This is a genomic window from Micromonospora aurantiaca ATCC 27029 (assembly GCF_000145235.1).
Classification (GTDB): Bacteria; Actinomycetota; Actinomycetes; order Mycobacteriales; family Micromonosporaceae; genus Micromonospora; species Micromonospora aurantiaca.
Window position 1 is genome coordinate 1996438 of record NC_014391.1, and the last position, 23147, is coordinate 2019584.

At 68.1% G+C, this 23147-nt stretch carries 20 protein-coding genes and 1 pseudogene; 13 read left to right on the forward strand and 8 right to left on the reverse strand.

Annotated features, from left to right (window positions below; all coding sequences use genetic code 11):
• The first annotated feature begins 589 nt into the window (after positions 1–589).
• Entirely contained in the window at positions 590–1633 is a 1044-nt protein-coding gene (locus MICAU_RS09410; RefSeq protein ID WP_013285064.1) for an IS110 family RNA-guided transposase, read from the forward strand.
• 126 nt (positions 1634–1759) lie between these two features.
• Here MICAU_RS09410 and MICAU_RS33550 read toward each other — a convergent pair.
• Together MICAU_RS33550 and MICAU_RS09415 are read right to left on the reverse strand one after the other, a co-directional pair.
• Positions 1760–2166 (reverse strand): annotated as a pseudogene (locus MICAU_RS33550) (tyrosine-type recombinase/integrase); the annotation flags it as partial.
• Positions 2167–2415: 249 nt separating this feature from the next.
• A complete protein-coding gene (locus tag MICAU_RS09415; protein WP_013285066.1) occupies positions 2416–2733 on the reverse strand; it encodes a hypothetical protein in 318 nt (105 codons plus the stop codon).
• A gap of 902 nt (positions 2734–3635) precedes the next feature.
• On the opposite strand from MICAU_RS09415, the gene MICAU_RS09430 reads away from it, so the two are divergent.
• The 7 genes from MICAU_RS09430 to MICAU_RS09460 all read left to right on the forward strand — a co-directional run bounded on the left by MICAU_RS09430 (position 3636) and on the right by MICAU_RS09460 (position 10235).
• On the forward strand, positions 3636–3875 hold the full coding sequence (locus MICAU_RS09430; protein ID WP_030270966.1) for a hypothetical protein: 240 nt from the start codon (positions 3636–3638) through the stop codon (positions 3873–3875).
• A gap of 1510 nt (positions 3876–5385) precedes the next feature.
• Entirely contained in the window at positions 5386–6057 is a 672-nt protein-coding gene (locus MICAU_RS09435; protein WP_013285067.1) for an HNH endonuclease family protein, read from the forward strand.
• Between the two features lie 197 nt (positions 6058–6254).
• The gene (locus MICAU_RS32660; RefSeq protein ID WP_013285068.1) at positions 6255–6428 is read left to right on the forward strand and encodes a hypothetical protein; all 174 of its coding nucleotides are present in this window, start codon (positions 6255–6257) and stop codon (positions 6426–6428) included.
• Positions 6429–6851: 423 nt separating this feature from the next.
• A complete protein-coding gene (locus MICAU_RS09445; protein WP_013285064.1) occupies positions 6852–7895 on the forward strand; it encodes an IS110 family RNA-guided transposase in 1044 nt (347 codons plus the stop codon).
• A 169-nt stretch (positions 7896–8064) separates the two neighbouring features.
• Complete coding sequence (locus tag MICAU_RS31870) at positions 8065–9261, forward strand: helix-turn-helix domain-containing protein (RefSeq protein ID WP_013285069.1); 1197 nt, start codon at positions 8065–8067, stop codon at positions 9259–9261.
• Between the two features lie 294 nt (positions 9262–9555).
• On the forward strand, positions 9556–9930 hold the full coding sequence (locus MICAU_RS33560; protein WP_083791322.1) for a hypothetical protein: 375 nt from the start codon (positions 9556–9558) through the stop codon (positions 9928–9930).
• Positions 9927–10235, forward strand: coding sequence for a hypothetical protein (locus MICAU_RS09460; RefSeq protein WP_013285072.1), 309 nt, complete (start codon positions 9927–9929; stop codon positions 10233–10235). The genes MICAU_RS33560 and MICAU_RS09460 overlap by 4 nt, the downstream gene beginning before the upstream one ends.
• Before the next feature lie 572 nt (positions 10236–10807).
• Here MICAU_RS09460 and MICAU_RS09465 read toward each other — a convergent pair.
• The 3 genes from MICAU_RS09465 to MICAU_RS09475 all read right to left on the reverse strand — a co-directional run bounded on the left by MICAU_RS09465 (position 10808) and on the right by MICAU_RS09475 (position 12722).
• Complete coding sequence (locus MICAU_RS09465) at positions 10808–11734, reverse strand: IS3 family transposase (RefSeq protein WP_013283498.1); 927 nt, start codon at positions 11732–11734, stop codon at positions 10808–10810.
• Positions 11731–12090, reverse strand: coding sequence for a transposase (locus MICAU_RS09470; protein ID WP_083791297.1), 360 nt, complete (start codon positions 12088–12090; stop codon positions 11731–11733). Before MICAU_RS09470 ends, MICAU_RS09465 begins: the two co-directional genes overlap by 4 nt.
• Positions 12091–12431: 341 nt before the next feature.
• A complete protein-coding gene (locus tag MICAU_RS09475; protein WP_013285073.1) occupies positions 12432–12722 on the reverse strand; it encodes a barstar family protein in 291 nt (96 codons plus the stop codon).
• Positions 12723–13463: 741 nt separating this feature from the next.
• Between MICAU_RS09475 and MICAU_RS09485 the strand changes: the two genes are divergently transcribed.
• The 4 genes from MICAU_RS09485 to MICAU_RS09500 all read left to right on the forward strand — a co-directional run bounded on the left by MICAU_RS09485 (position 13464) and on the right by MICAU_RS09500 (position 16428).
• A complete protein-coding gene (locus MICAU_RS09485) occupies positions 13464–14675 on the forward strand; it encodes a helix-turn-helix domain-containing protein (RefSeq protein WP_013285074.1) in 1212 nt (403 codons plus the stop codon).
• 307 nt (positions 14676–14982) lie between these two features.
• Entirely contained in the window at positions 14983–15162 is a 180-nt protein-coding gene (locus MICAU_RS09490) for a hypothetical protein (RefSeq protein WP_013285075.1), read from the forward strand.
• Complete coding sequence (locus MICAU_RS09495; RefSeq protein ID WP_041799229.1) at positions 15159–15467, forward strand: hypothetical protein; 309 nt, start codon at positions 15159–15161, stop codon at positions 15465–15467. The genes MICAU_RS09490 and MICAU_RS09495 overlap by 4 nt, the downstream gene beginning before the upstream one ends.
• A gap of 451 nt (positions 15468–15918) precedes the next feature.
• Positions 15919–16428 carry a DinB family protein gene (locus MICAU_RS09500; protein ID WP_013285077.1) on the forward strand — a complete coding sequence of 170 codons (510 nt, stop codon included), beginning with the start codon at positions 15919–15921 and terminating at the stop codon, positions 16426–16428.
• A 28-nt stretch (positions 16429–16456) separates the two neighbouring features.
• Here the strand turns inward: MICAU_RS09500 and wrbA are convergent, their stop codons facing one another.
• Both wrbA and MICAU_RS09510 read right to left on the reverse strand, forming a co-directional pair.
• Positions 16457–17098: an NAD(P)H:quinone oxidoreductase gene (gene wrbA, locus MICAU_RS09505; protein WP_013285078.1), complete on the reverse strand. Its 642-nt coding sequence runs from the start codon at positions 17096–17098 to the stop codon at positions 16457–16459.
• A 49-nt stretch (positions 17099–17147) separates the two neighbouring features.
• The gene (locus MICAU_RS09510; RefSeq protein WP_244879740.1) at positions 17148–20423 is read right to left on the reverse strand and encodes an AfsR/SARP family transcriptional regulator; all 3276 of its coding nucleotides are present in this window, start codon (positions 20421–20423) and stop codon (positions 17148–17150) included.
• A 224-nt stretch (positions 20424–20647) separates the two neighbouring features.
• Between MICAU_RS09510 and MICAU_RS09515 the strand changes: the two genes are divergently transcribed.
• Positions 20648–21811 carry an MFS transporter gene (locus tag MICAU_RS09515; protein ID WP_236619389.1) on the forward strand — a complete coding sequence of 388 codons (1164 nt, stop codon included), beginning with the start codon at positions 20648–20650 and terminating at the stop codon, positions 21809–21811.
• Between the two features lie 131 nt (positions 21812–21942).
• On the opposite strand, the gene MICAU_RS09520 is transcribed toward MICAU_RS09515, so the two are convergent.
• Complete coding sequence (locus MICAU_RS09520; RefSeq protein ID WP_013285081.1) at positions 21943–23031, reverse strand: epoxide hydrolase family protein; 1089 nt, start codon at positions 23029–23031, stop codon at positions 21943–21945.
• Between the last annotated feature and the right edge of the window lie 116 nt (positions 23032–23147).

Genomic DNA, 23147 nt, shown 5'->3' on the forward strand with positions numbered 1-23147 from the left:
CGCAATCACAAGTTTCCCTTGCAGGGCAGGCACTTCCGCTCATCTACACGCCGACGAACAGCGCATCTTGGCGATCACGGTGAATCACCCAGGCTAACGGTCGCTGGCCGGGCGTCGGCGTCAGCCAGGGCCGCTCGGGTAAGCGGCCAGGATTTCTGACGAACGACCTGCAGGACGATCTGTCTCAGCCTGGCCGCAGCCGCGCGGTCACGTGCCCGGGGTCGGGGGAGTAGGTTGGGAGCAACAGGGTGCACTGAACGGCCTTCAACCGCACCGAACGGCACCCGACCGCACGCAACTGCACCCACCCCTGCCTGCGTCTTCTCGTTTCCGCAGGTCAGAGTCGGTGCAGCGTCCTGTTTCACACCGACTTGTTTCATGGTGGCCGGAGATCACGGTCTGCAGCCAGGATCTTCGAGGCGGTGGTCGGGGTCGCTCGCTTCACACCTGCCGCCTGTGGGCTGGCTTTTCTTCGGCCTGCGTCCCGGCCATCGCCGCTGGCGGGGAGTGGCTTGAGAGAGGCCTGTGGTGCTGAAAGTCGGTGTGCCCTCCTCGCTCGTCACAGGTTGTGGACGAGGAGAGGATACGGATGGCTGGCAAGGTCGTTATCGGCATCGATCCGCATAAGGCGAGTTGGACCGCGGCGGCGGTGGACAGCTCCCAGCGGGTGCTGGCTGTGGTGCGGGTAGAGGTTAATCGCGACGGCTACCGGCAACTACGCCGCTTCGCCCGCCGATTTCCTCGTGCTGTGTGGGCGATCGAGGGTGCTGGTGGACTGGGTGCGCCGCTGGTGACGCGGCTGGCAGCCGATGACGTCCAGGCGGTCGATGTGCCAGCCAAACTCGCTGCCCGGGTGCGCCTGTTGTCCACCGGCCACAACCGTAAGACCGACCAGGCGGACGCCGTCTCCGTCGCGATCGCCGCGCTGACCGCGCAAGGCCTGCGTAGCGTCGAGACAGACCAGACCACGGCGGCGCTACGGGCGTGGACCGAGCACCGGGAGGACCTGGTGCGCACCCGCACTCAGACCGTTAACCGGCTGCACGTCTTGCTCGCTCAGCTGCTGCCCGCCGGTGGCGCAGCCAACCTCACGGCCGACAGCGCCGCCGCCTTGCTGCGAACCGTGCGTCCCCGCGAGCTGCTGGCCCGCACGCAGCGCCAGATCGCGGTCGACCTCGTCGCCGAGATCCGGCGCCTGGACCGACGCATCAGCGCGGCCGGTGACGCCATCACCGCTGCCGTCGCCGCAGCCGGCAGCACTCTGACCCGCCTCTACGGCGTCGGCGACATCGTCGCCGCCATCGTGCTCGCGCGCACCGGCTCGGTCAGCCGGTTCGCCTCCTCAGCACACTTCGCGTCCTTCGCCGGCGTCGCCCCGATCGAAGTCTCCTCCGGCGACGTCGTTCGCCACCGACTCTCCCGGGCAGGGGACCGGCAACTCAACCGTGCTCTGCACGTCATCGCCATCACCCAAATCCGCGGCGACACCGCAGGCAGGGCTTACTACCAGCGCAAACGACAAGCCGGCAAAAGCCACCGAGAAGCACTACGCTGCTTGAAGCGCCGCCTCGCGGACGTGGTCTATCGAACCCTGCTCCACGACGCCAACACCTCCTTCGGGACTCCCTCTTGACACAGAGAGGCGCCGAAGAGGTCACTGGTTCGATCCCAGTATCGCCCACGCAGGTCAAAGGCCACTTCCCGGCTTCGGGAGGTGGCCTTTCTGCTTGCGTACAGCAGCTTTGTACAGCAGTTCTCGTCAGTGGCTCAGGGATTCGCCGAGGCGCTTGAGTGCTTCTCTCGTCTTTGTCGATGTGACCTGCGTGTAGATCTCCATCGTTACGGCGAAGCGGGCGTGCCTCAGCACCTGCATGGCGACTCTGGGGTGGACGTCGAGGTCGGCCAGGAGGGTGGCGCAGGTGCGCCGGGCGTCGTGGACGGTGATCGGCTTGACGCCTGCCTTGTCGCACCGCGTCTGCCAGGAGCGTTGGAGGTTGCGGGGCTCGATCGGCTGTGCCGTAGCGGGTGGTGAAGACGAGGTCGGTTTCGTGCCACGCCTTGCCGGCGGCTGCTCTCGCCTCGTCGCGTTGCTCGCTCCGCAGTTTCAGGGCCGTGAGGCAGATGTCGGGCAGGGGGGAGGGTGGCGTCGGATGCCTGGGTGTTGGACGGCAGGCAAAGGCCGTGCTGGGCCGCTCAACGGATTCGGAGAGCCGGTATATCGGCCGGTGGGATCGAGAGCCGACGGGGCGTGGCCCGCATCAGCGGCAGGAAGGCCGCCCGGCATCTCCGGCGTCGAGTCCAGCGATCCGGTAGGAAGGCCGCGCTGGCGTGCTCGATGAGGGCCGGAGTAGCACCGGGTGCCGACACGTCAACGTGCCGTGAAACTGCCGTCGAGCCAATCAGGCTCGGCGTTGCCTACAGAGCGATACGGTTGACGACCGATCGCTGGACCGGACCGGTGTACTCGGTGAGCCTGAAGCGGCGATGCGCATCCGTGGTATGAACGGTGACGGCGACAACGCTCTCGTCTTCGAATCGCAGCGCGAAGACGGGGTCGAGTTCGCACAGGAATGCAAACGCCTCGCGGTCTTCGTCGCTGTCGCTGACCAGGCGACCATTCGCCTCCCAGCCGCCGGTAGCGGCGGCGATCACGACGGCCACCTCGACGCTGTCGAGCAGAGTGGACGAGTTCGCCCACCAGTCCAGCCAGCACCGGCCCTCGAAGCGGTCCATGCCGTCATCCTTTCAGGGCGAGGCCCGGACGGCTGCCAGCCTGTCGGGTCTCGGGACGTGCGTGACGGAGCAGTCTCAGGACGTGAGTGACGCATCCGGCTGAACGATCTTGTCTGCCTCGGGCAGTTCGTATCGACAGAGTTGCGGACGGTACGTGTAGGCGAACCGGTAGCGCCGCCTCCCTGGCATATGACCGTGGCGGGGCGCTGGCCGCTCCAGCCCGATCCGTGCCCCCGATGAACCGGTCAATAGCGGCTATCAACGGCCGTAGCGTGACACTAGCCGATCCCTCTCGTGTTTCAGAGTCAGGCGGGCTGACCCCTGACCATTCCGAGCAACACGATTCCCAAGCTAGGGTCAGCGCCACCTACGATTATGTCCGTGACTCACTGGTCTGAGACTGCCCGCGTCGCCGAGGAACGGGGCGACTGGGATGGAGCAATCGCAGTGGTCGGTGCTGTCGCGGAGTGCTACAGCACCGACCAAGAGCGCCATAACGCACACCTGCAGCACATGGATCTGCTTGCCCGCGCCGGCCGTCATGTCGAGCTGGCGACTCTCGGCCAACGTGATGTACATGCGCGCAGGCGGCTGAATCGGCTGCTCTACGAGGAAGACAGGTTGGAGGATCTGCGACAGCGAGCGCGTTCCGGAGATGGTGGAGCGCGGTACCTCCTCGAACGCCTTGCCGGAGATCGGGATGGTTCGGGTGCCGAGCAGGTGGGTGACTAGCTGGGTGACGACCGACGCGGCCGAGACCGGACGTCCACGGACGATGGTGGACCGTTCCGGCAGCTCAGCTCAGCTATTCGCTCAGCTCATCGACGCCTGGTCATTCCTTCGGGACGAAGCGGTCGAGGCTGAGGGCCAGGTAGGCGTCGGTGCCATGGCAGCATACGGCGGTGACGTTCGATGATGACCGGTACCTGGATGCCTTCGTCGACTACAGCAGAGGGCATCACTTCGTTCGGCTTGACGTGGAAGTGCCGGCGGAGACCCTGACGGAAGGGCTGGCAGGTCCCGATGACGACGTGCCACACGGCTCGTTGTGGTTGTCGGCGGAACGGGCGGAGGCGCTGGCTAGGGCGTTGCTCAGTTGCGCGGCACAGGTGAGGAAGCAAAGCCGACTGCGCGACCCGTGAGTGACTAAATGGGTGACGACCGGGCCGGACGCTGGCGGACGAGCGTGGACCCCAGAGGACCCTTCCGACGGGTCAGCCCGGGTGCAGCAGCAGGTCCCCGCTCCATGTTAGTTGCCTGGGGGGCAAGTAACTCGGCGATAGGAGAGCCAGACCCAGCGAGACTGTTGAGAGCGGCGGCCGTCATCCCAGCGGATGAGCGCTGCTCTTGGGTCGCGCGTGCCGAGACTGCGGTTGAGCGTCAAGTAGAGAGACTCCTCCGGGTGCAGCCAACCGAGCGGCATCCTGGGCCACAGGGCCGAGACGGAGGGGTCTCCGAGTTCCAGCGATGTTCCGTCGTCGTCGAAAAGTTGCACCTCGACCTTCTTCATGTCCGCCGGGCCGTGGTTCGTGACGACGACTCGCACCTCCTCATGCCAGCCAGACTTGTTGTGATAGTCGAATAGATCAAGGCGAGCGGATGGGCTGGCCTTCCTCTCGCGCCACCACACGCGGACTACGCTGTACCACAGATTCGCAACGCTGATTACGAGCGCGACCCATGCGGCTAGGGCGCTCCATACCGGGGCCTTCACCACCTCAGGTACGTGCGTGGTCGGCAGCTACCCCGCCAGCACACCTGGGGCACAAGACAGCGTGAAACGTCGTCAACCAGCGAGTAGCGATGACAGCCCGAGACGCCTCCTGAACAGGTGTCGGGTGCTGGTTTTGCTGGTGAGGAGATCAGGGATCTTAGTTCCGCTTCAACGTATGACCTGTCTACTCGATCGCTCGTAGCCACCAAGGAAGGTCGGTCCGGCCAGACGGATTGGGCAGTGTCCGGGCTTGCCATGTTTGGTCAGCGCGGCTGATGATCCGCCGTAGGTCCCGGCGAATATGGCTTGGTAGTTGACCCAGGGCGACCTCTATGACGGTGCGGGGATGCTGCCAGTCCTCGTGCCAGTCGTAACACTCGTCATGCCACGGCACGGTGCCACTGTGGCGGATTCTACGAGGCGGACGAATCCACAGCAGCACCGCTTGGGCGGTCCAGTTGTCCGGCCAGCCGAAGTGTTGATCGACCTTCCGGAGGACACCAATCGCGGGGGCTGGCAACCCTGGCACGTTTAGGCGGCTTTTCGGCAACCGGCGGTGGCGTCGGCGGAGGCTGCGTCGGACGGTGGCAGGCGACCGGCGGGGCATGGGGCTTCCAAGCCTGGAGGTTGCCACTAACTATGCCTGACGGTCAGCCGGAAGCCTGCCGTAGATGTCGACAGCAACGGTGACAGCAACCGGCGTGGACACAACCACCCAGTAAGGGACGACGCCGGACGGTTGGCCCGAGGCCAGGGACGCCGACGGACCCTGCCGGACAGGACGCCCAGAACTTACAAGCGAGGGGTCGAGGCCGTCGGGTCGCGAGATGGCGGCCGGCTGTTCGATAACCGGCCAGCTGTTCTTTACACGCATGCTCATCGATTGACATGATCGTCGGGGAAGGTTGCTGTTCCCTCCTTGACGAAAGGCGGCAGCCATGCCGATCGCGCCCGTTATCCCCATCCCGCGTTCCAGGCGGCGTGCCGCCGCGATCACTGTCGCCGCTGTCGTGGGTGCCGTTCTCGCCGTCGTGAGCGGACAGTCGGCTTCGGCTACGCCTCCGGGCATCCCGTCCAAGGCGACGGCGCAGTCGCAGCTCAACGCCTTGACAGTGGCAGCGCAGGGCTCGATGGCCGGCTACTCGCGGGACCTGTTCCCCCACTGGATCACCATCACCGGCACCTGCAACACCCGCGAGCAGGTCCTCAAGCGCGACGGCACGTCCGTTGTGGTCAACAGCTCCTGCGCCGCTACGTCCGGCCGCTGGTACAGCCCCTATGACGGTGCGACCTGGTACGCCGCCTCCGACGTCGACATCGACCACGTCGTGCCCCTGGCGGAGGCATGGCGGTCAGGGGCCGACTCATGGACGACGAGCCGCCGGCAGAGCTTCGCCAACGACCTGACCCGCCCACAACTGATCGCGGTCACCGACAACGTCAACCAGTCCAAAGGCGACCAGGACCCCTCGACGTGGCAGCCGTCCCTGACGTCGTACCGCTGCACCTACAGCAAGATGTGGATCACCGTGAAGTACAACTGGGGCCTGACGCTTCAATCCTCCGAGAAGTCAGCACTGCAGGACATGCTCAACACCTGCGCCTTCTAACCGCGAGAGGCAGCCCAGCCGACGACGCGGAGGCGGACGAGCGGCCGGGCCGGCGAGCAGGTACCTGCGTCAGGCGGGCGAGGGGAGGCAGCCAGGAGGCTCGCCCTCTACCTGGCCGCCCAGCTCGTTGACGCCGCCCAGGACCTGGCCCACGTCCCCGCCGGCCACCTGCACCACCGCTTCCTCGGGTGGACCCGATGAGCATCCTTCAGCCTGGCGACGAGAAGTTCCACTACAGCGACGGCTCCCACAAGTGGACCCCGCCAGACCTGGACTACGACCAGGAGGTCTGGGAGGAACAGGTCCGCCAGCACAAGCAAGGCCACCTCAGAAACGAGCGCCCCAAGGTCCGCATCCAACGCCTGATCTAACGCCAGCAGTACAGCAGCGAAGTACAGCAGCCGTGCCAGCCGAACCAGGCCGAGCAGCACACCAACAGGGCGCCTGACCTGGTATCGAGCCTGATCCGACCGGCTCGCCGACATTTCACACCGACTTGTTTCATGGTGGCCGGAGATCACGGTCTGCAGCCAGGATCTTCGAGGCGGTGGTCGGGGTCGCTCGCTTCACACCGACTTGTTTCATGGTGGCCGGAGATCACGGTCTGCAGCCAGGATCTTCGAGGCGGTGGTCGGGGTCGCTCGCTTCACACCTGCCGCCTGTGGGCTGGCTTTTCTTCGGCCTGCGTCCCGGCCATCGCCGCTGGCGGGGAGTGGCTTGAGAGAGGCCTGTGGTGCTGAAAGTCGGTGTGCCCTCCTCGCTCGTCACAGGTTGTGGACGAGGAGAGGATACGGATGGCTGGCAAGGTCGTTATCGGCATCGATCCGCATAAGGCGAGTTGGACCGCGGCGGCGGTGGACAGCTCCCAGCGGGTGCTGGCTGTGGTGCGGGTAGAGGTTAATCGCGACGGCTACCGGCAACTACGCCGCTTCGCCCGCCGATTTCCTCGTGCTGTGTGGGCGATCGAGGGTGCTGGTGGACTGGGTGCGCCGCTGGTGACGCGGCTGGCAGCCGATGACGTCCAGGCGGTCGATGTGCCAGCCAAACTCGCTGCCCGGGTGCGCCTGTTGTCCACCGGCCACAACCGTAAGACCGACCAGGCGGACGCCGTCTCCGTCGCGATCGCCGCGCTGACCGCGCAAGGCCTGCGTAGCGTCGAGACAGACCAGACCACGGCGGCGCTACGGGCGTGGACCGAGCACCGGGAGGACCTGGTGCGCACCCGCACTCAGACCGTTAACCGGCTGCACGTCTTGCTCGCTCAGCTGCTGCCCGCCGGTGGCGCAGCCAACCTCACGGCCGACAGCGCCGCCGCCTTGCTGCGAACCGTGCGTCCCCGCGAGCTGCTGGCCCGCACGCAGCGCCAGATCGCGGTCGACCTCGTCGCCGAGATCCGGCGCCTGGACCGACGCATCAGCGCGGCCGGTGACGCCATCACCGCTGCCGTCGCCGCAGCCGGCAGCACTCTGACCCGCCTCTACGGCGTCGGCGACATCGTCGCCGCCATCGTGCTCGCGCGCACCGGCTCGGTCAGCCGGTTCGCCTCCTCAGCACACTTCGCGTCCTTCGCCGGCGTCGCCCCGATCGAAGTCTCCTCCGGCGACGTCGTTCGCCACCGACTCTCCCGGGCAGGGGACCGGCAACTCAACCGTGCTCTGCACGTCATCGCCATCACCCAAATCCGCGGCGACACCGCAGGCAGGGCTTACTACCAGCGCAAACGACAAGCCGGCAAAAGCCACCGAGAAGCACTACGCTGCTTGAAGCGCCGCCTCGCGGACGTGGTCTATCGAACCCTGCTCCACGACGCCAACACCTCCTTCGGGACTCCCTCTTGACACAGAGAGGCGCCGAAGAGATCACTATTTGACCCCACGGGTGCCGTGGGCCAAAGCCCCTTCCCCGAGAAGTGAGCAGCGTGGGCATCCGCGTGCGGAGAGTCGGGGTACCGTCGATGTGGTGGCGGCCGGCTGATTCGCTTGGCCTCTTGAGCTTGGGAGCGGCGCTATGGCCCCGTCCGTCGATCCGCGCTTTGGGGTAGCTCTGCGTGAGTTTCGGGAGCGGCGTGGCCTGTCGCTTCGGTCTCTCGGGCAACTCGCTCATCGGAGTAAGAGCCATCTGCACGAGTTGGAGGCAGGGCTCAAGGCTCCGACGGTCGACACAGCGCGCCACCTGGACCGGATTCTCGACGCCGGGGGAGTGCTTGCTCGGCTGGTCGATGCGCCGATCGACCATGCGGCCGAGGCCGGCGAGTTGCGAGCGAGAGTCGCCGCCAGTGATGTCAGCAACGACATGCTCGAACGGATCGAGCAGGGCGTTGACGACCTCGCCAGCTCCTATCCGACGATGGCACCGGCGGATCTGTTGCCGTTGGTGCGGCGGCACCTCTCCTATGTGGTGCGGCTGCTCGACGGACGGGTAACGCTTGCTCAACAGCGTCGGCTGTTGGTTGCCGGCGGTTGGTTGGCGGTGCTGCGGGCCACGGTTCACATCGACCTGCGGCAGCGGAATGCTGCGGCTGCTCATCTGCGAGCTGCTCGTGACCTTGCTGAACATGCTGAGCATCCCGAAATTCAGGCGTGGTGTCTGGAGACGCGGGCTTGGGACGTGTTGACACAAGGTGACTACCGTTCAGCACTCGATCTTTCCCAGCAAGCTCAACGGGTTGCACCTCAGGGCAGCTCTGCCAGGATTCAGGCGACTGCTCAGGAGGCCCGTGCATGGGCTCGCATCGGAGACGTTGCTGCCACCCGACGAACGCTGGACCGGGTAGAGCGATCGGCGGCGAATCTTCCCGTTCCCGAGCGAGCCGAGCATCACTATCGCTACGACCCTGCCAAGGCCGCCGCCTACACGGCCACGACTTTGGCGTGGGCCGGTGACCCGGGCGCCGAGCAGGTGGCTCGGGCCGTAGTGGCCGATCTGGATCCGCACGGCGATGGGGGAGCGCGGCCACGCCGGTCGGCATCGGCGCGTCTCGACCTCGGACTTGCCCTTGTCGCCGCCGGTCAGCCGGACGAAGCGGTTGCGCTCGGGGCGCAGGCCGTGGCATCCGGGCGAGTGGTGCCGTCGAACTGGTGGCGAGCCGCGGAACTGCTGGCCAAGGTCGAGGATCTCGGAGTGCCCGAGGCCGCGATGTTCCGTGAACTGTGCATCGAGTATGCGCCGAGCCGACGATCAACAGCGGACAGCACACCTGGTTAGCGGACAGTAACCTTCTGGATCGTAGACGCGCGCGGCGCGACGCTGGACCTCACTGAACCGGGCGCGGATCGAGGCACATCAGTAGGTGCCCCTTCGTGCTCTCATCACGGAGGGCCAGAAGATGACGGTGCCTATCGGGCTCCTGCGGCGACTCGTAGGCCGGCACCTCCCGTCGATTCCGACGGCGTACGGCGTCGGGCAGCGCATCCAGATGATGGAGCAGGACATCGCCCGGCGGCGGTTGCTGGACCAGGCGCGAGGCGGGCAACAGGCCCCGGCGGGCGCCGGGGACACATCGATGTCGCGAGAGCGGCGCGTCTCGTACGACGACTACCTTTCTGCCACCGCGCTGACTCTTGCTCGCAGGCATCGGCCGGTGTGGTCGTGGCGGCTCTGGCACCGTATCTGCCGCTGCGGAGCCGACCTCCCGTGCCGCGTCCGGCATCGGATTCCGATCAATCGTGGCCACTGGCCACAGGAGGGCGAGCAGTGATCGGCGGGCAGGAACAGGCGATCGTCGCGGTTCATGTACGAGGGCTCGACGGCATGTGTGTCGGGTGCCGGGCGTGGTGGGCGCGGCTCACGCCGTACCCGTGCTGGCAGGTGGAGTGGGCGACGAGCCGGCAGGCGCGGGCGATCACCGCGCGGTTCCTGGAGAGCGCGTGGTGACCACCCACGGCCCGGTCATGCCGGTCTGGAGCTGCGGTGGCTGCGACCTGCCATGGCCGTGCCCGACCCGCAAGCGCGAGCTGCGCGCGGAGTTCATGGATGCGCCGGTGTCGCTGGCTCTCTACCTTGGTGCCTACCTCGTCCAGGCCACCGAGGACATGCCCTGGACGTCGGCCGGCGTGCTGCACCGTCGCTTCCTCGGCTGGACCAGGGAAACCGGCCACCTCATGCCGGTAGTACAGCAGCGAAGTACAGCAACCGTGCCAGCCGAACCAGGCCGAGCAGCACACCAACAGGGCGCCTGACCTCGTATCGAGCCTGATCCGACCGGCTCGCCGACAGTCCACACCGAAGAGGTCACTCGGGAGGCGGCCTTTCTGCTTGCTGCCTTCGGCGGGGTCAGACGGCTCCAAATGGAGTTGCCGCACGCTTCCGCGTCATGGGTGGTTGAGGTGGGATGCCATCCCGCCAGCCACCGACCCAGGCAAGCCGAGCAGACCATGGCCCAGGTGTGGGTCGGCGGCAGACAGCGACACGTAGCGACGCGTGATTGCGGAGCACGGGACACGGTCAGGCGGCGGACGCAGCCGGAACTGTCCATGATCCCGGCGTCTAGGGTGGAACAGATGATGGGCACTGCTTGGTGGTAGCGAACCCTGCGGCGGTGAGAGTCTTGTTCGATGATTGGCAACGCGGCTGGGCCTCTTGGAGTGGCCAGCGCCGTAAAGTCAGGAACCGTAACTCCTACCGCTTACTCGTGCTTTCCTGGCGGAGCAACTTGCTCGCGCTTGCTCTTGGCGCACTGATTCAGTTTCTGTCGATCAAGAACATCGTTGGTAACACCACGTGAGTTCCCCCCGCTTTGATGGAGCGGTGGTTACCTGCTGCCGGCTGGCGCAGGGGTGGCGATAGGTGGCTCGGATGGTTGCGTCTGGCGGGTGTGCCAGGCGGTCTCGTACTCGTTCGGGCTGAGGTAGTCCAGTTCCTTCTGGATGCGGCGGGTGTTGTACCAGCCGTCGATGTAGGCGAAGATCGCGTTCTCGGCCTCGTCGCGGGTCCGCCAGCTCGTGCGGTAGACGAGTTCGATCTTCAACGTCGACCAGAAGTTCTCCATCAGCGCGTTGTCGTAGGAGTCGCCGACGGATCCCATCGAGGGCAGGATCCCGTTGTCCTGTAAGCGTTCCGCGAAGCGAAACGACGTGTAGTTCGACCCGCGATCTGAGTGGTGGATCAACTGGCCGTCGCGGACGTCGCGCGACCAGATGCCGTATTCGAGGGCGGCGAGGATCAGGTCGGTGTCGCAGCGGTCGGAGGTCTTCCACCCAACGATCCGGCGGGAGAACGCATCGCGGACCGCAGCCAACCAGAACACGCCCTCACCGCAGGGGATGCGGGTGGCGTCGGCGACCCAGAGCCGGTTCGGCCCGTCGGCGGTGAACTGCCGGTTGACCAGATCCGGCGCCGGCGTGTGCCGGGGATCCTGCTTCGTGGAGCCGCCGCGCCAGCCTCGACGCAGGAACGCGCCCTGCCAGCCCTGCTGCGCCATCAACCGCTCGACCCGCTTACGGCCCACGCGGATGCCGTCACGGCGTAGCTGCCGGTGGACCCGGTCAGCGCCGTAGGTGCGCCCCGATGTCTCCCAGATCTCGTGGATGTTGGAGACCAGACCCAGGTCGACCACGTCGCGGTCGCAGGGCTGCTCGACCTGCTTCACCCACGCGTAGTAGGTCGAGGCGCCGATGTTGAGGACCCGTAGCAGGAGCGCGACCGCGAACTGGTCACGGTGTTCGTGGATGAACCTCATGACCGTCGCCGGGTCGGGTCGAGCTCCGCCGCGAAATACGCGCTCGCGGCCTTCAGGATCTCGTTCGCCCGCCGCAACTCGGCGACCTCCCTGCGCAGCCGGCGGTTCTCCTCCGCCATCTCGCTGGTCGGCCGGTCGTGACGCTCGTCGGCGTCGGCCTCGGCTTGGCGGATCCAGTTCCGCAACGCCTCGTGATGCACACCAAGCTGCTCGGCCAGGCGCCGGATCACCGGCTTCGGATCCGACTCGCGGTACAAACGCACAGCGCGCTGACGTAGCTCATCGGGGTACTTCTTCGGTGCTGCCACGGACAACTTCCTCCCCACGGCCATCAGACCATGATCAAGAAGCTCCATGAAAGCGGGGGTAGCTCAACGGGACTGGTTCTAGCTCTTCCGTTTGTTGTGGTATTTCTCGTGTCTGCACTCGTGGCTGTCGTGGCGCTAGCAATTGAGGCCGCCCATTTCTCGCAGACCCCACTTGGGCGAGGGCCAATCCAGCGTCAAGCTCGGTTTGGCACCATGTTTTTGTGGATCTAGTAACGCTTCGTGTGCTTCCACGTAGAAGTTCAGGCGCTGGGTGACTTACTGAGTGACGACCGTGCCGTGCATACTCGGACTTGTCGGATCGTTCGTGCAGGTGATCGCTCCCGCAGCCGCAGGCCACCGCAGTGTGGTTTTCCTTCGGAGCGAAGAGATCAGCGCAGCTCGAACGTGAACCGCTCCTCGTGGACAGCCTCTTGGTCCTCGGCCTCCACGGCTCGCAGGAGGCCACAGATCCTTTCGAATCGCTCCGCTCCGAGACTCTTCTCGCTGGCCTGCCAGTCAGTCCAGACCACGGCGACCGGGCGGGGAACATCCCTGCTCAGTCGGTCCCACAGAGCATCCAGGTTCGCACCGTAGTACGGCCCGAAGTCGAGAGCACGGGCCAGGAACTGGTGAAGGTCGGCTTCGGTTCGCACCTTGCGGCCGTCGATTTCCAAGAGCACGTGTCCTCACCCGTCCCTGCTGGCAGCTACGCCACCGACGCGCGTCTCGTCTGGGCCAGGCCCGTGCCCGATCCATGCCCGACACAGCGGTCAACACGGGGCGACAGGGTCACGTGAGCTGCCCGACGATCAACGTTCGGTAGCGATCTCCCTGATGCTGCAGCTAGCCACCGTATAGATCAACCCGATTCCCAGGCTGACCGTGCGACATGCGGCCGATGACCGCTCGCCGCTCCGTGCCGTCGCTGGGTGCGACCTGTACGCCGGATTACGGGTGACTGCTCTACTAGTGGGGTGCGTGGCCGCCTTTTCTACCTGACGATGGTGGCTGGGGGCGTGGTGGCGGCCGCGGTCGGACTCATGGTCGCTCTGGGTTACGTAGAGCAGCCAGGGCCCTTCAACGAGGCGTTGTTGGGGGCGATCGGCGGCGGGATGACGGGGGCGGGTTTCCGGCGCTGGAGGAAGTACCGCTCGCCGGGCCTGGGGCACACCCGGGGCACAAGACGGCGTGAAGCCTCGGCGACCAGCGACCAATGATGTGAGGCCGCGACGTGGCGCGGCCAGCGCGTCGTGCAAGCCAGCGCAGGTGAAGTGGACGCACGTCTAGGTTGGAGCCAACACGAGGGCTCCAGGCAGCGTGCCGGTGTGTTCGGGGTTATGCGTACGCACGTAGGTCGGTAGCGTTGGTGCCACGGCGGCCCCGCGGCCGGTGGCGCATCCCGCGCTATGAGGAGGTTCGGGATGGAATCCTTGCCGGAGTTGACCTTTGGGCAGCGGCTGAAGGTCTACCGGGAGCGGTCCGGAAAGACTCGCGCGGTGCTCGGTGGACTGGTCGGGCGCAGCGCCGAGTGGGTCAAGGCGGTGGAGACCGATCGGATCCTGCCTCCGCGCATTCACATGCTGGACCGCATCGCTCGTGCGCTCAAGGTCGACGTGTCCGCCCTGGCCGGCGAGCTGAGCGACAGGTCCGCTGTCGTAAACGGTCCGGAGCACCCGGCGCTGGCGTCGGTGCGGGACGCCGTGAACCGTGTCGTGCTCGCCGACGAGGCTGCGGTGGAGTCGTTGGCTGGTTTGCGTGAGCGGCTTGCGGTGGCGTGGCGGGCGCGCCACCAGGCGTCCGATCACCGGACGGTGCTGGGTGGGCTGCTGCCGAGACTTCTGCACGACGTGCAGCGCGCCGCGCTGGTGTACGAGGGCGTCGAGCGTCGGCAGGCGCAGTCGCTGTTGGCGGAGACGTTCGGTCTGACGCAGATGTTCCTTGCGTACCAGCCGGCTGCCGAGTTGTTGTGGCGGGTTGCGGACCGGGCGATGGTGGCGGCGCAGGATTCCGGTGACCCGGAGGCGTTGGCCCTCGCGGCATGGTTCCTGTGCCAGGTGCATCGTGACGCCGGGGACTGGGATACCGCCATGGCGGTAACGCACGACGTCCTGTCGGCTCTGGAGCCGAGGGCGGCCGACGCGGGCACGAATCTGCTGGCGTTGTGGGGTGCGCTCAACTTCGAGGCCGCCTACACCGCCGCGCGTGCCGGCGAGGAAGGCCGGGCCTGGCGGTACTGGGATCGGGCGGACCGGGTGGCGCAGCGTCTGCCGGAGGATTTCTATCAGCCGCAGACGTCGTTCTCCCGGGTCATCATGGGCGCCCACGCGGTGACGGTGGCGGTGGAGTTGCAGAAGTCCGGTGAGGCGGTACGGCAGGCGCGCCGCCACGACTCGGCGGCCATCCCGTCGAGGCCGCGCCGGGCACGCCATCTCATCGAGGTGGCGCGGGCGCACTACGGCAAGGACGACAAGGAAGCGGCCGTGACGACGCTGCGGAAGGCGTACGAGTCGGCCCCCGAGACGATCCGCTTCAACGGGTACGCCCGCCACATCACGTTGGACCTGCTCGACGGCCCACGCTCCACCCGTGACGACGCCCGTGACCTCGCGGTCAAGGTCGGGCTCCTCTCCTGATCCAGGGGTAGGAACCTTACCCATTCCGCTCTGCAACCGACCGTAGCGTCCTGCTCACGGGATGCGGCGGGCGGTGCGGGTATCGCCTGGTCGCCGCGTCCCCCTCAGAACCGAGGGAGGGTCCGTGCGGCGCGTCTCGTATGACGACTACCTTTCTGCCACCGCGCTGACTCTTGCTCGCAGGCACCGGCCGGTGTGGTCGTGGCGGCTCTGGCGGCGCATCTGCCGCTGTGGGTCCGAACTGCCCTGCCGCGTCCGGCATCGGATACCGATCAATCGGGGCCACTGGCCGTCCGGAGGGTGAGCAGTGACCAGTGAGCAGGAACAGGCGATCGTCGCGGTTCACGTACGAGGGCTCGACGGCATGTGTGTCGGGTGCCGGGCGTGGTGGGCGCGGCTCACGCCGTACCCGTGCTGGCAGGTGGAGTGGGCGACGAGCCGGCAGGCGCGGGCGATCACCGCGCGGTTCCTGGAGAGCGCGTGGTGACCACCCACGGCCCGGTCATGCCGGTCTGGAGCTGCGGTGGCTGCTACCTGCCCTGGCCCTGCCCCACGCGCAAGCGGGAGCTGCGCGCGGAGTTCATGGATGCGCCGGTGTCGCTGGCCCTCTACCTCGGTGCCTACCTCGTCCAGGCCACCGAGGACATGCCCTGGACGCCGGCGGGGGTGCTGCACTGTCGCTTCCTCGGCTGGACCAGGGCGGCCGACCAGCCCATGCCAGCAGTACAGCAGCGATGTACAGCAACCGGGCCAGCCGAACCGAGCCGGGCAGCGCGTGATCAGCCCGTCTGACCTCATATCAAGCCTGATCCGATCGGCTCGCTGAGAGTGCACACCGAAGCGGTCGGCGCGACTTCCGCTGTCGGCCTCAGTGCTGCCCGAGAGCTCGAAGGACATAGCCTGGCTCTACGTCAGACGCTGCCACGTCAGGCAGTACGAGAGACGCGGTACCGGGACGCGAGTGCAGCTCAACGTAGGCGCGGGTTGCGGCCACGACGTAGCCGCCACACAGAACCTCTACCATGTCGCCTTGGCGCAGGTCGGTCGGACTACAAGACCCGGACACGATCAGTGGGCGGCCCGTGACGTCGAAGACGTGGGCGATCACCATCTCGAAGCGGGGTTCCGGCACCAGCCGAGTGTAGGAACCGTTGGCGAAGAGGCCGTCTGACGTCCGCCGCAGCCACCCGCGACACTGGCTCGTATGGTGCGCGGCCCACTTGGGCCTGCGGATACTGGTCGGATGACCATCGAGTTTCCCGCACCCACCGTTCCGGCCGCCGGTCGTACGGAGGTGTTCCTGCGCTACCTCGACTACTTCCGGGACACGGTGGTGGCGAAGGTGCTCGCGCTGTCCGAGGACGACGTGCGCCGCAGCGCGCTGCCGTCCGGGTGGACGCCGCTGGAACTGGTCAAGCACCTGCGGTACGTGGAGCTGCGCTGGATCGAGTGGGGATTCCAGGGGCGCGAGGTCGGCGACCCGTGGGGTGACCGGCGAGACGAGCGGTGGTTCGTCGGGCCGGAGGAGACCCGGGCCGACCTGCTGGCCGCGCTGCGCGCGCAGGGCCGGCACACGCGGGCGGTGGTGGAGGGCAGCGACCTCGACGCGATCGGCGCGCCCGGTGAGCGTTGGGACGGCGCCGACCCGGCGTCGCTGGAGCGGGTGCTGTTCCACCTCGTGCAGGAGTACGCCCGCCACCTCGGGCACCTGGACATCGTGGCAGAACTGGCAGGCGGCCCAACCGGCGAGTAATAGATCGTACTGCTCCCGCCGCCGGGCCTCACCCGAGCCGGCTGTCCGCGCGGGCGGCGGCGACAGCGGCTGCCATCCGGGTCAGGCGTGCGCCCTGGAAGCAGGCCGTCTCGAGGACAGCTTTGACGTACTCGGGATCCCGGCTGGCGCGGCTCTCCACCAGGCTGACGCCGTACGGGTTTCCGCCGGCGGCGTGAGCGGTGTCGTAGTTCAGGTAGCCCGTGGGGAGGATGATCGACCCCCAGTGGTGGAAGGTCTGGTAGAGGCTGAGCAGGGTTGCCTCCTGGCCGCCGTGTTCCTCATAGGTGGCCGTGAAGCCGGTCGCCGGCTTGTCGGCCAGTTCCTCCGCCTGCCACGGGACGGTCGTGGTGTCGAGAAACTGGCGCAGCTGGGAGCAGATGTTCCCGAAACGGGTCGGCGTGCCGAAGGCGTACCCGTTGGCCCACCGAAGGTCGTCCAGGGTGGCGACCGGGATGTCGGCAGTGGCGTCGAGGTGGGCTCGCCACTGCGGCTTGGCATCGATGACGTGCTCCGGTGCCAACTCTGCCACCCGGCGCAGGCGGACCTCCGCGCCGGCGTCGGCGGCTCCGTCGACGAATGCCTGCGCGAGCCGGTGCACAGTGCCGGTGGCGGAGTAGTAGATGACGGCGATCCTGGCATCGGTGTGCATGGTGCCTCCTGGGGTCGGCTCGGTTCTCGGTCAACCGTGCCGATCAGGCTTACCGTTCGCTGACCATCCCCTTACCGACGCCGCTGAACGGCTGTTCGTCGAGGTCGAGCTGCGCGCCGCGGCTCATTTCGGCGGCGAGTTCGTCGCTGCCGAGCGCCTCCCGGAGGCGGACGGTGATGCGCTGGACGTCATGTTGCTCCCCGGGAGGAAGCGGCGCTCCGGCGGCCTCGCGCAGCGTCCGCGCCGCGGCGAGCAGCCGCGCGGCGGTGCGACTGTCACCGTCGAGACTGATGGCCCCGGCCAGGCCCTCGAGAGCCAGGGCGACCGCCCGTTGATCCCCGGTGGCGCGCGCCGCGTCGAGCGACTCACGGTGGTGGCGCTCGGCGAGGACAGCATCACCGCGGTGCTCCGCGATGAATCCCAACTCGGCCAGCGCGAGCGCGCAGCCCGGCAGGAAGCCGGCGCGGCGGTTCCAGTCGAGGAGGTTTCGCTGCTGGGTCTCGGCGGCGTCGAGGTCGCCCCGCCGTCGCGCGATCATCGCCAGGCCCGTGCCGGCGAAGGCGGCGGCTGAGCGGCTCGACTGTTCCTGCGCCACCTGTAGCGCGCGGTCGTGACTGACGGCGGCCTCGTCGAGGTCGCCCCTCAAGATGGCGAGCCGGCCGATGCATGCCAACTGCCGGGACACCGACGTCCACAGTCGCAGGTGTTCGGCGATGCGCAGCGCCTCCCGGTAGCGCGTGGCGGCGCGATCGTAGTCGCCGTGGATCTCGGCCAGGGTTCCCAGCAGGCTCGTCGGATGCACCTGTCCCCAGCGGTCGCCCACCTGCTCGAACAGCGACCGGCTGGTCTCGCAGTCACGCTGCGCGGCGGGCAGGTCGCTGCGGAGTACGAGCGCGAGGTCCGCTCGGATGGCACAGGCGGCAGCGATGCCCCACCGGTCCCCGCCGGCGCGGAACGCCGCCAGCGCCGCGTCGACCAGGACGGCGGCCTCGCCCGGATCTCCGGAGCCGAGCATCATGGAGGCGAACAACCACTGCGCGAACGCCTTCTCCGGCCCCTCGGTGTCCTGGTAGCTCTCCAGGATCCGCTGCCGGGGAGCGGTCGGATCGCCGTCCCGGGTGGCGAGAGCGGTCAGCCACATCTCCGCATGTCGCCGTAGGCCGTCCGGTGCGACGTCGTCCTCGCTCCTCGGGACGATGTCCAACGCCGTTCGCAGTGACCGGCTCACCTCTCCGAATCGACCCCGGAGAAGCCGGTACCAGGACAACGCGGTGGCGAGCGCCAAGCCCACGCGGGCCTGACCGTCGGTGGCGGCGACGTCGAGTGCCGCCCGGAGGTTTGCGTTCTCGGCGTCGAGCTCGCGCAGCGCACGACTCTGATCGTGACCACGTAGCCGTCCGGCGGCCTGCTCGGCGAGACGGGCGAAACACGTGACGTAACGGCGACGAGTTTCGGGCAGTTCGGCGGCGCTGCCGAGCTGTTCCAGACCGTAGGCAGCCACTGTCTCCGGTAGGCGAAAACGTCGCGGACTCTCGTCGTGCCGCACCATGACCAGCGATCGGTCGATCAGGCGTGCCAGCACATCGAGGACCTCGTCCGATGCCACCTGCCCGCCACCGCACACCTGCTCGGCGGCGGCCAGGGTGGCGCCGTCGGCGAAGACCGCAAGCCGGCGCAGCACCGCGCGTTCGGGAGGCGACAGCAACTCCCAACTCCAGTCGATCACGGCGCGAAGCCCCTGCTGACGCGGGGGCGCGGTGCGCCGGCCGGATGACAGCAGCCGGAAGCGATCGTCGAGCCGTGCCGCCAGCTCGCCCGGGTCGAGAACGGCCAGGCGGGACGCGGCCAGTTCCAGCGCCAGCGGTACGCCGTCGAGACGCCGGCAGATGACGGCGACCGCGTCCGCGTTCCGCTGATCGACGGTGAACCCCGGCTCGGTGGCGCGGGCGCGGGCTACGAAGATCCGAACCGCCGGAGCCTCGGCGATCTGCCGCGCGCCGGCTCCGGGCTCCGGCAGGCCAAGCGGCGGCACCGGAAAGACGACTTCGCCGGGGATCCCGAGCGGCTCGCGGCTCGTCGCCAGGATGCGCAGGTCGGCCGCGGCGCCGAGGAGTTTCTCGGTCAGTTGAGCGACCGGCGCCACCACGTGTTCGCAGTTGTCGAGCAGCAACAGCATTCGCCGACCCCGCAGCGCGGTGACCAGCCGGTCCATCGGCTCGCGCGGTGGTCGGTCCCCGGGCAGGCCGGGCGGACCGTCGTCCCGGATCTCGAGCGTCGCCGCCACCATGTCGACGATCTCGGTGCAGGTCGCGTGGTCGCCGTCGTACTGCTGGCCGGCCAGCTCGACGAGCCACACTCCAGCGGGGAACGTTTCACCCAGCGCACGGGCGGCCTCGATCGCCAGCCTGCTCTTTCCCACCCCACCGAGACCGGTCAGGGTCACCAGCCGCTCGTTCGTCAGCCGCTCCCGTACCGCCTCGACGGCCGCGTCGCGCCCGATCAGCCCACCGTACGGATCAGGCGACAGCGGCGCCGGCAGGTTGGTTCGGGCCGGAGCCGACGCCGGTGCCGGCGGCTGGAGGGCGGGATCCTGGCGCAGGATCGCCCCGTGCAGCTCGACCAACTCTCTGCCGGGATCGATGCCGAGTTCGTCGCGCGCCTGCCGACGGAACTGCTCGTAGGCGAACAGCGCCTCATGCTGGCGTCCCGAGCCGTACAGCGCGCGCAGGTGCGCGGCCCGTAGTCGCTCACGCCACGGGTGGTGCGCGACCAGGTCGCTCAGTTCCCCGGCGAGCAGGTGGTGCTCACCGAGATCGAGCCGTGCCTCGGCCAGTTCCTCCAGCGCGGTCAGGCGCTGGTCGTTGAGCCGCTCGACCGTCTGGCGGACGAATCGCTCGTCACTGAAGTCGGCGTACGGGGAACCGCGCCAGAGCGACAGGGCCTCCGTCAGCGTCGCCGCCCGCACAGCCGGCTCCCGCTGCGCGCTCGAACGTAGCAACAGAGCGGCGAAGCGACCGGCGTCGACCGATTCCGACGGCGTCCGCAGCCGGTAGCCGGCTTCACCGGACTCGACCAGCGCACGGCCACCCACCTCGCCCGCCCCCAGTGCGCGGCGCAACTGCGACACCTTGGTCTGGAGCGCCCCGAGCGCGTTGCCGGGCGCCTCGTCACCCCAGAGATCTTCGATCAGCCGGTCGGCGGTCACCGGGCGTCCCTCATGAACCAGCAGGTCAGCCAGCAGACCACGCACTTTGAGGCCGGGCACGGCGACAGGAGTGCCGTCCGACGTCCACACCGCGACGTCGCCCAGCACTCCGAACCTCATCGCTTCACACTAGCCAGCCGGCTGTCCCGCCCCGCGAACGTCCGCCGACCGCGGGTCTGCTCACCAGAAGCGGTGCGGGGTCACCGACGCGTACGTCAGCCGGTCATCAGTCGATGGTAAGGAGCCCCGGGCAGGCTGAACCGAGCCGACACCGGAGGAACGACATGGATCAGCTACAGCGGCGCCGAGCCGCTCACCGTCCCAGGCAGCTCGCACCAGGGCGGGTGGCCACACCCTGGCTCGCCCTGCTGGCCGGTCCGCTGTCGTTCGGGATTGCCGCACCGGCACTGCTGCTCGACGACCTGGCGCGCGCAACGGGTAGCGGGGAACAGGCCGCGGCCGCCGGCGTAACCGCCTTCGGCTGGGGGATCGCGTTGGGGACGCCGCTGCTGGCGGCGCTGCTCGCCCGTCGCGGCGTAGGAGCGGTCCTGACCGTCGCGTCCGCGCTGGTGGCCGCGGGGACGCTCCTCCTCGTGCTGATCCCGAGCGTGCCGGCGATGGTGGCCGGTGCGGCGGTGCAGGGACTGGGGTCTGCCGGACTCACCGTGACGGCGATGAAACTGGCCGACTCGGCCCGGCAGATGGGCGTGGTCGCCGCGTCGCTGGCGGTCGTCGGGGCCACCGGTCCGCTGACCGGGGCACTGATCGCCGACCTCTCGTCGTGGCAGGTGGCGCTGGCGTTGCCGCTGCTGGCGGTGCTCGCCGTGCCCGCGGCTCGCCGCGGCACCACCGCAGCGGACGCGGTGCCGGCGCCATTCGATTTCTTCGGAATGACCATCCTGGCCATGCTGGTCACCGCTGCCGTCCTCATTCCGCACCGACCGCTGGTGGCCGGCCCGGCCACCGTCGTACTGCTGCCTCTGCTGGTGTTCTGGATGAAGGTCCGTCCGGACGGCTTCCTGCCTGCTGCGGTGGCACGGAACGGCCGGTTCCTCGCGGCGTGCGCGCTGGCCTTCGCGCTGGGAGTGGGGAACTTCGCCCTGCTCTACGCCGCGCCGGACCTGCTGCGACAGCACGCGGGATGGGCAGGCACCCTGAGCGGGACCGTGCTGCTGGCGCCGTACCTGATCGGCGGCATCTGCTCCGGGTTCCTGGTCGCGGCATCCGTGCGAGTGTCACGCCGCGTCGCGGCCGCCGCGTTGCTCGTCACCGGCGCCACCGCACCGCTGCTGGCGGCGGTCACCACCGCCGTACCGCTGCTGCTTGCGGCGATGACGCTCGGCTCCTTGGCCGCCGCGACCGGCCAAGGCGTACTCGCCCTGCACGCGGCCGGCGTCGTGTCCGCCTCCCACCGGGCCGAAGCCCTGGGTCTGTTCAACCTCGCCTACCTGCTCAGCGTCGCGATCGGACCAGTGGTTGCCGTGACGCTCTCGCACCCGACCGCTTGAGGGCCCCGACGCGCAGTTCAACGTCGGCCGCCTCGGCGTCGTGGCCTGCGTGGCGCACTGTTCGAGAGGATCTGGACCACTCGTCCCATGGTTGAAACGATCTAGACGACGTCGCCGGTTGGGCTTCTGGATCATCGCAGTGCGTTGAAGAAGGCGCGCAGGTCGGCAGCGAGCAGATCGGGCTCTTCCTGGGCGAGGAAGTGGCCGCCGACGCTGGGCTCGCGCCAGTGGGTGAGGTTGGCGTAGGTGCGTTCGGCGAACGACCGGGGCAGGCCGGCGTCCTCCACGCTGACCGTGATGCCGGCGGGCACGTCGACCATCGGCAGGTGTGGGGCCAGGTGGTCGTCACGGTAGGGGCGGAAGGACGTGCTGATGCAGTTGGTGACCCAGTACAGCATCACGGTGGTCAGCAGCTCGTCGAAGCCGAACCGGCGGGAGATGTCGCCGCCGCAGTCGCTCCAGCGCTGGTACTTCTCGATGATCCATGCGGCCAGTCCGGACGGCGAGTCGCTCAGCGCGGCCGCGAGGGTGTCGGGCCGTGTCTCCTGGATGATTCCGTAGCCCCAGTCGTCTTGGGCCTTCGCGTCGAGCATGGCGATGAACGCCTCCTCGGCCGGGCTGAGGTCGCCCCTGCGGTCCGCCGGCGGGAACTTGATGTGCTGCGAGAAGACCCCGATGACCCGATCTGCGTGGCGGGCGCCGAGCCACGTCGACACGCCGGACCCGACATCGCCACCGTAGGCGCCGAAGCGGTCGTAGCCCAGACGGGTCATCAGCTCGGCCCACACGTCCGCGACAGCCGCCTCGGTCGTCGGGCCCTCGGCGAGTGGTCCGGAGAAGACGAAGCCCGGCAGGCTCGGTATGACGAGGTCGAAGTCTGCGAGCCGGGACACCAGGGGCAGCATCTCCGTGTACGTGCCGGGCCAGCCGTGGGTCAGGATCAGCGCCGTGGCGTCGGGCGATGCCGAGCGGACATGAACGAAGTGGACCGGCGCGCCCCGGACCGTGGTGACGAACTGGGGGTACCGGTTGAGGGCACGCTCGGCCGCACGCCAGTCGAATCCGTCGAGCCAGTACCGCACCAGATCTGCCAGGTACCCAGGGTCGGTGCCGGCGGCCCACGGCTCCCCTGGTGCGGCCGGCGCGAACCTCGTCCGCGAAAGCCGAGCGCGCAGGTCGTCCAGGACGGCTTCGGGCACATCGATGCGGAAGGGCGTCACCCGATCATGCTCCCATCGCAAGGAGTCACTGGGCAGCCGCCCGAACGGGCAGGCTGCCGCCGCGGTGTGACCATACTCGGTCGGCAGCCACGATCCGGGAGACTCGATCACCGCTC

Bases quoted from the DNA above. Each gene is read 5' to 3' on its own strand.
- MICAU_RS09410 (WP_013285064.1), top strand. From the start codon at position 590: ATGGCTGGCAAGGTCGTTATCGGCATCGATCCGCATAAGGCGAGTTGG.
- MICAU_RS09470 (WP_083791297.1), bottom strand. From the start codon at position 12,090: ATGGAGCTTCTTGATCATGGTCTGATGGCCGTGGGGAGGAAGTTGTCC.
- MICAU_RS09465 (WP_013283498.1), bottom strand. From the start codon at position 11,734: ATGAGGTTCATCCACGAACACCGTGACCAGTTCGCGGTCGCGCTCCTG.
- MICAU_RS09445 (WP_013285064.1), top strand. From the start codon at position 6,852: ATGGCTGGCAAGGTCGTTATCGGCATCGATCCGCATAAGGCGAGTTGG.
- MICAU_RS09500 (WP_013285077.1), top strand. From the start codon at position 15,919: ATGACCATCGAGTTTCCCGCACCCACCGTTCCGGCCGCCGGTCGTACG.
- MICAU_RS31870 (WP_013285069.1), top strand. From the start codon at position 8,065: ATGGCCCCGTCCGTCGATCCGCGCTTTGGGGTAGCTCTGCGTGAGTTT.
- MICAU_RS09435 (WP_013285067.1), top strand. From the start codon at position 5,386: ATGCCGATCGCGCCCGTTATCCCCATCCCGCGTTCCAGGCGGCGTGCC.
- MICAU_RS09510 (WP_244879740.1), bottom strand. From the start codon at position 20,423: ATGAGGTTCGGAGTGCTGGGCGACGTCGCGGTGTGGACGTCGGACGGC.
- MICAU_RS09485 (WP_013285074.1), top strand. From the start codon at position 13,464: ATGGAATCCTTGCCGGAGTTGACCTTTGGGCAGCGGCTGAAGGTCTAC.
- MICAU_RS09415 (WP_013285066.1), bottom strand. From the start codon at position 2,733: ATGGACCGCTTCGAGGGCCGGTGCTGGCTGGACTGGTGGGCGAACTCG.
- wrbA (WP_013285078.1), bottom strand. From the start codon at position 17,098: ATGCACACCGATGCCAGGATCGCCGTCATCTACTACTCCGCCACCGGC.
- MICAU_RS32660 (WP_013285068.1), top strand. From the start codon at position 6,255: ATGAGCATCCTTCAGCCTGGCGACGAGAAGTTCCACTACAGCGACGGC.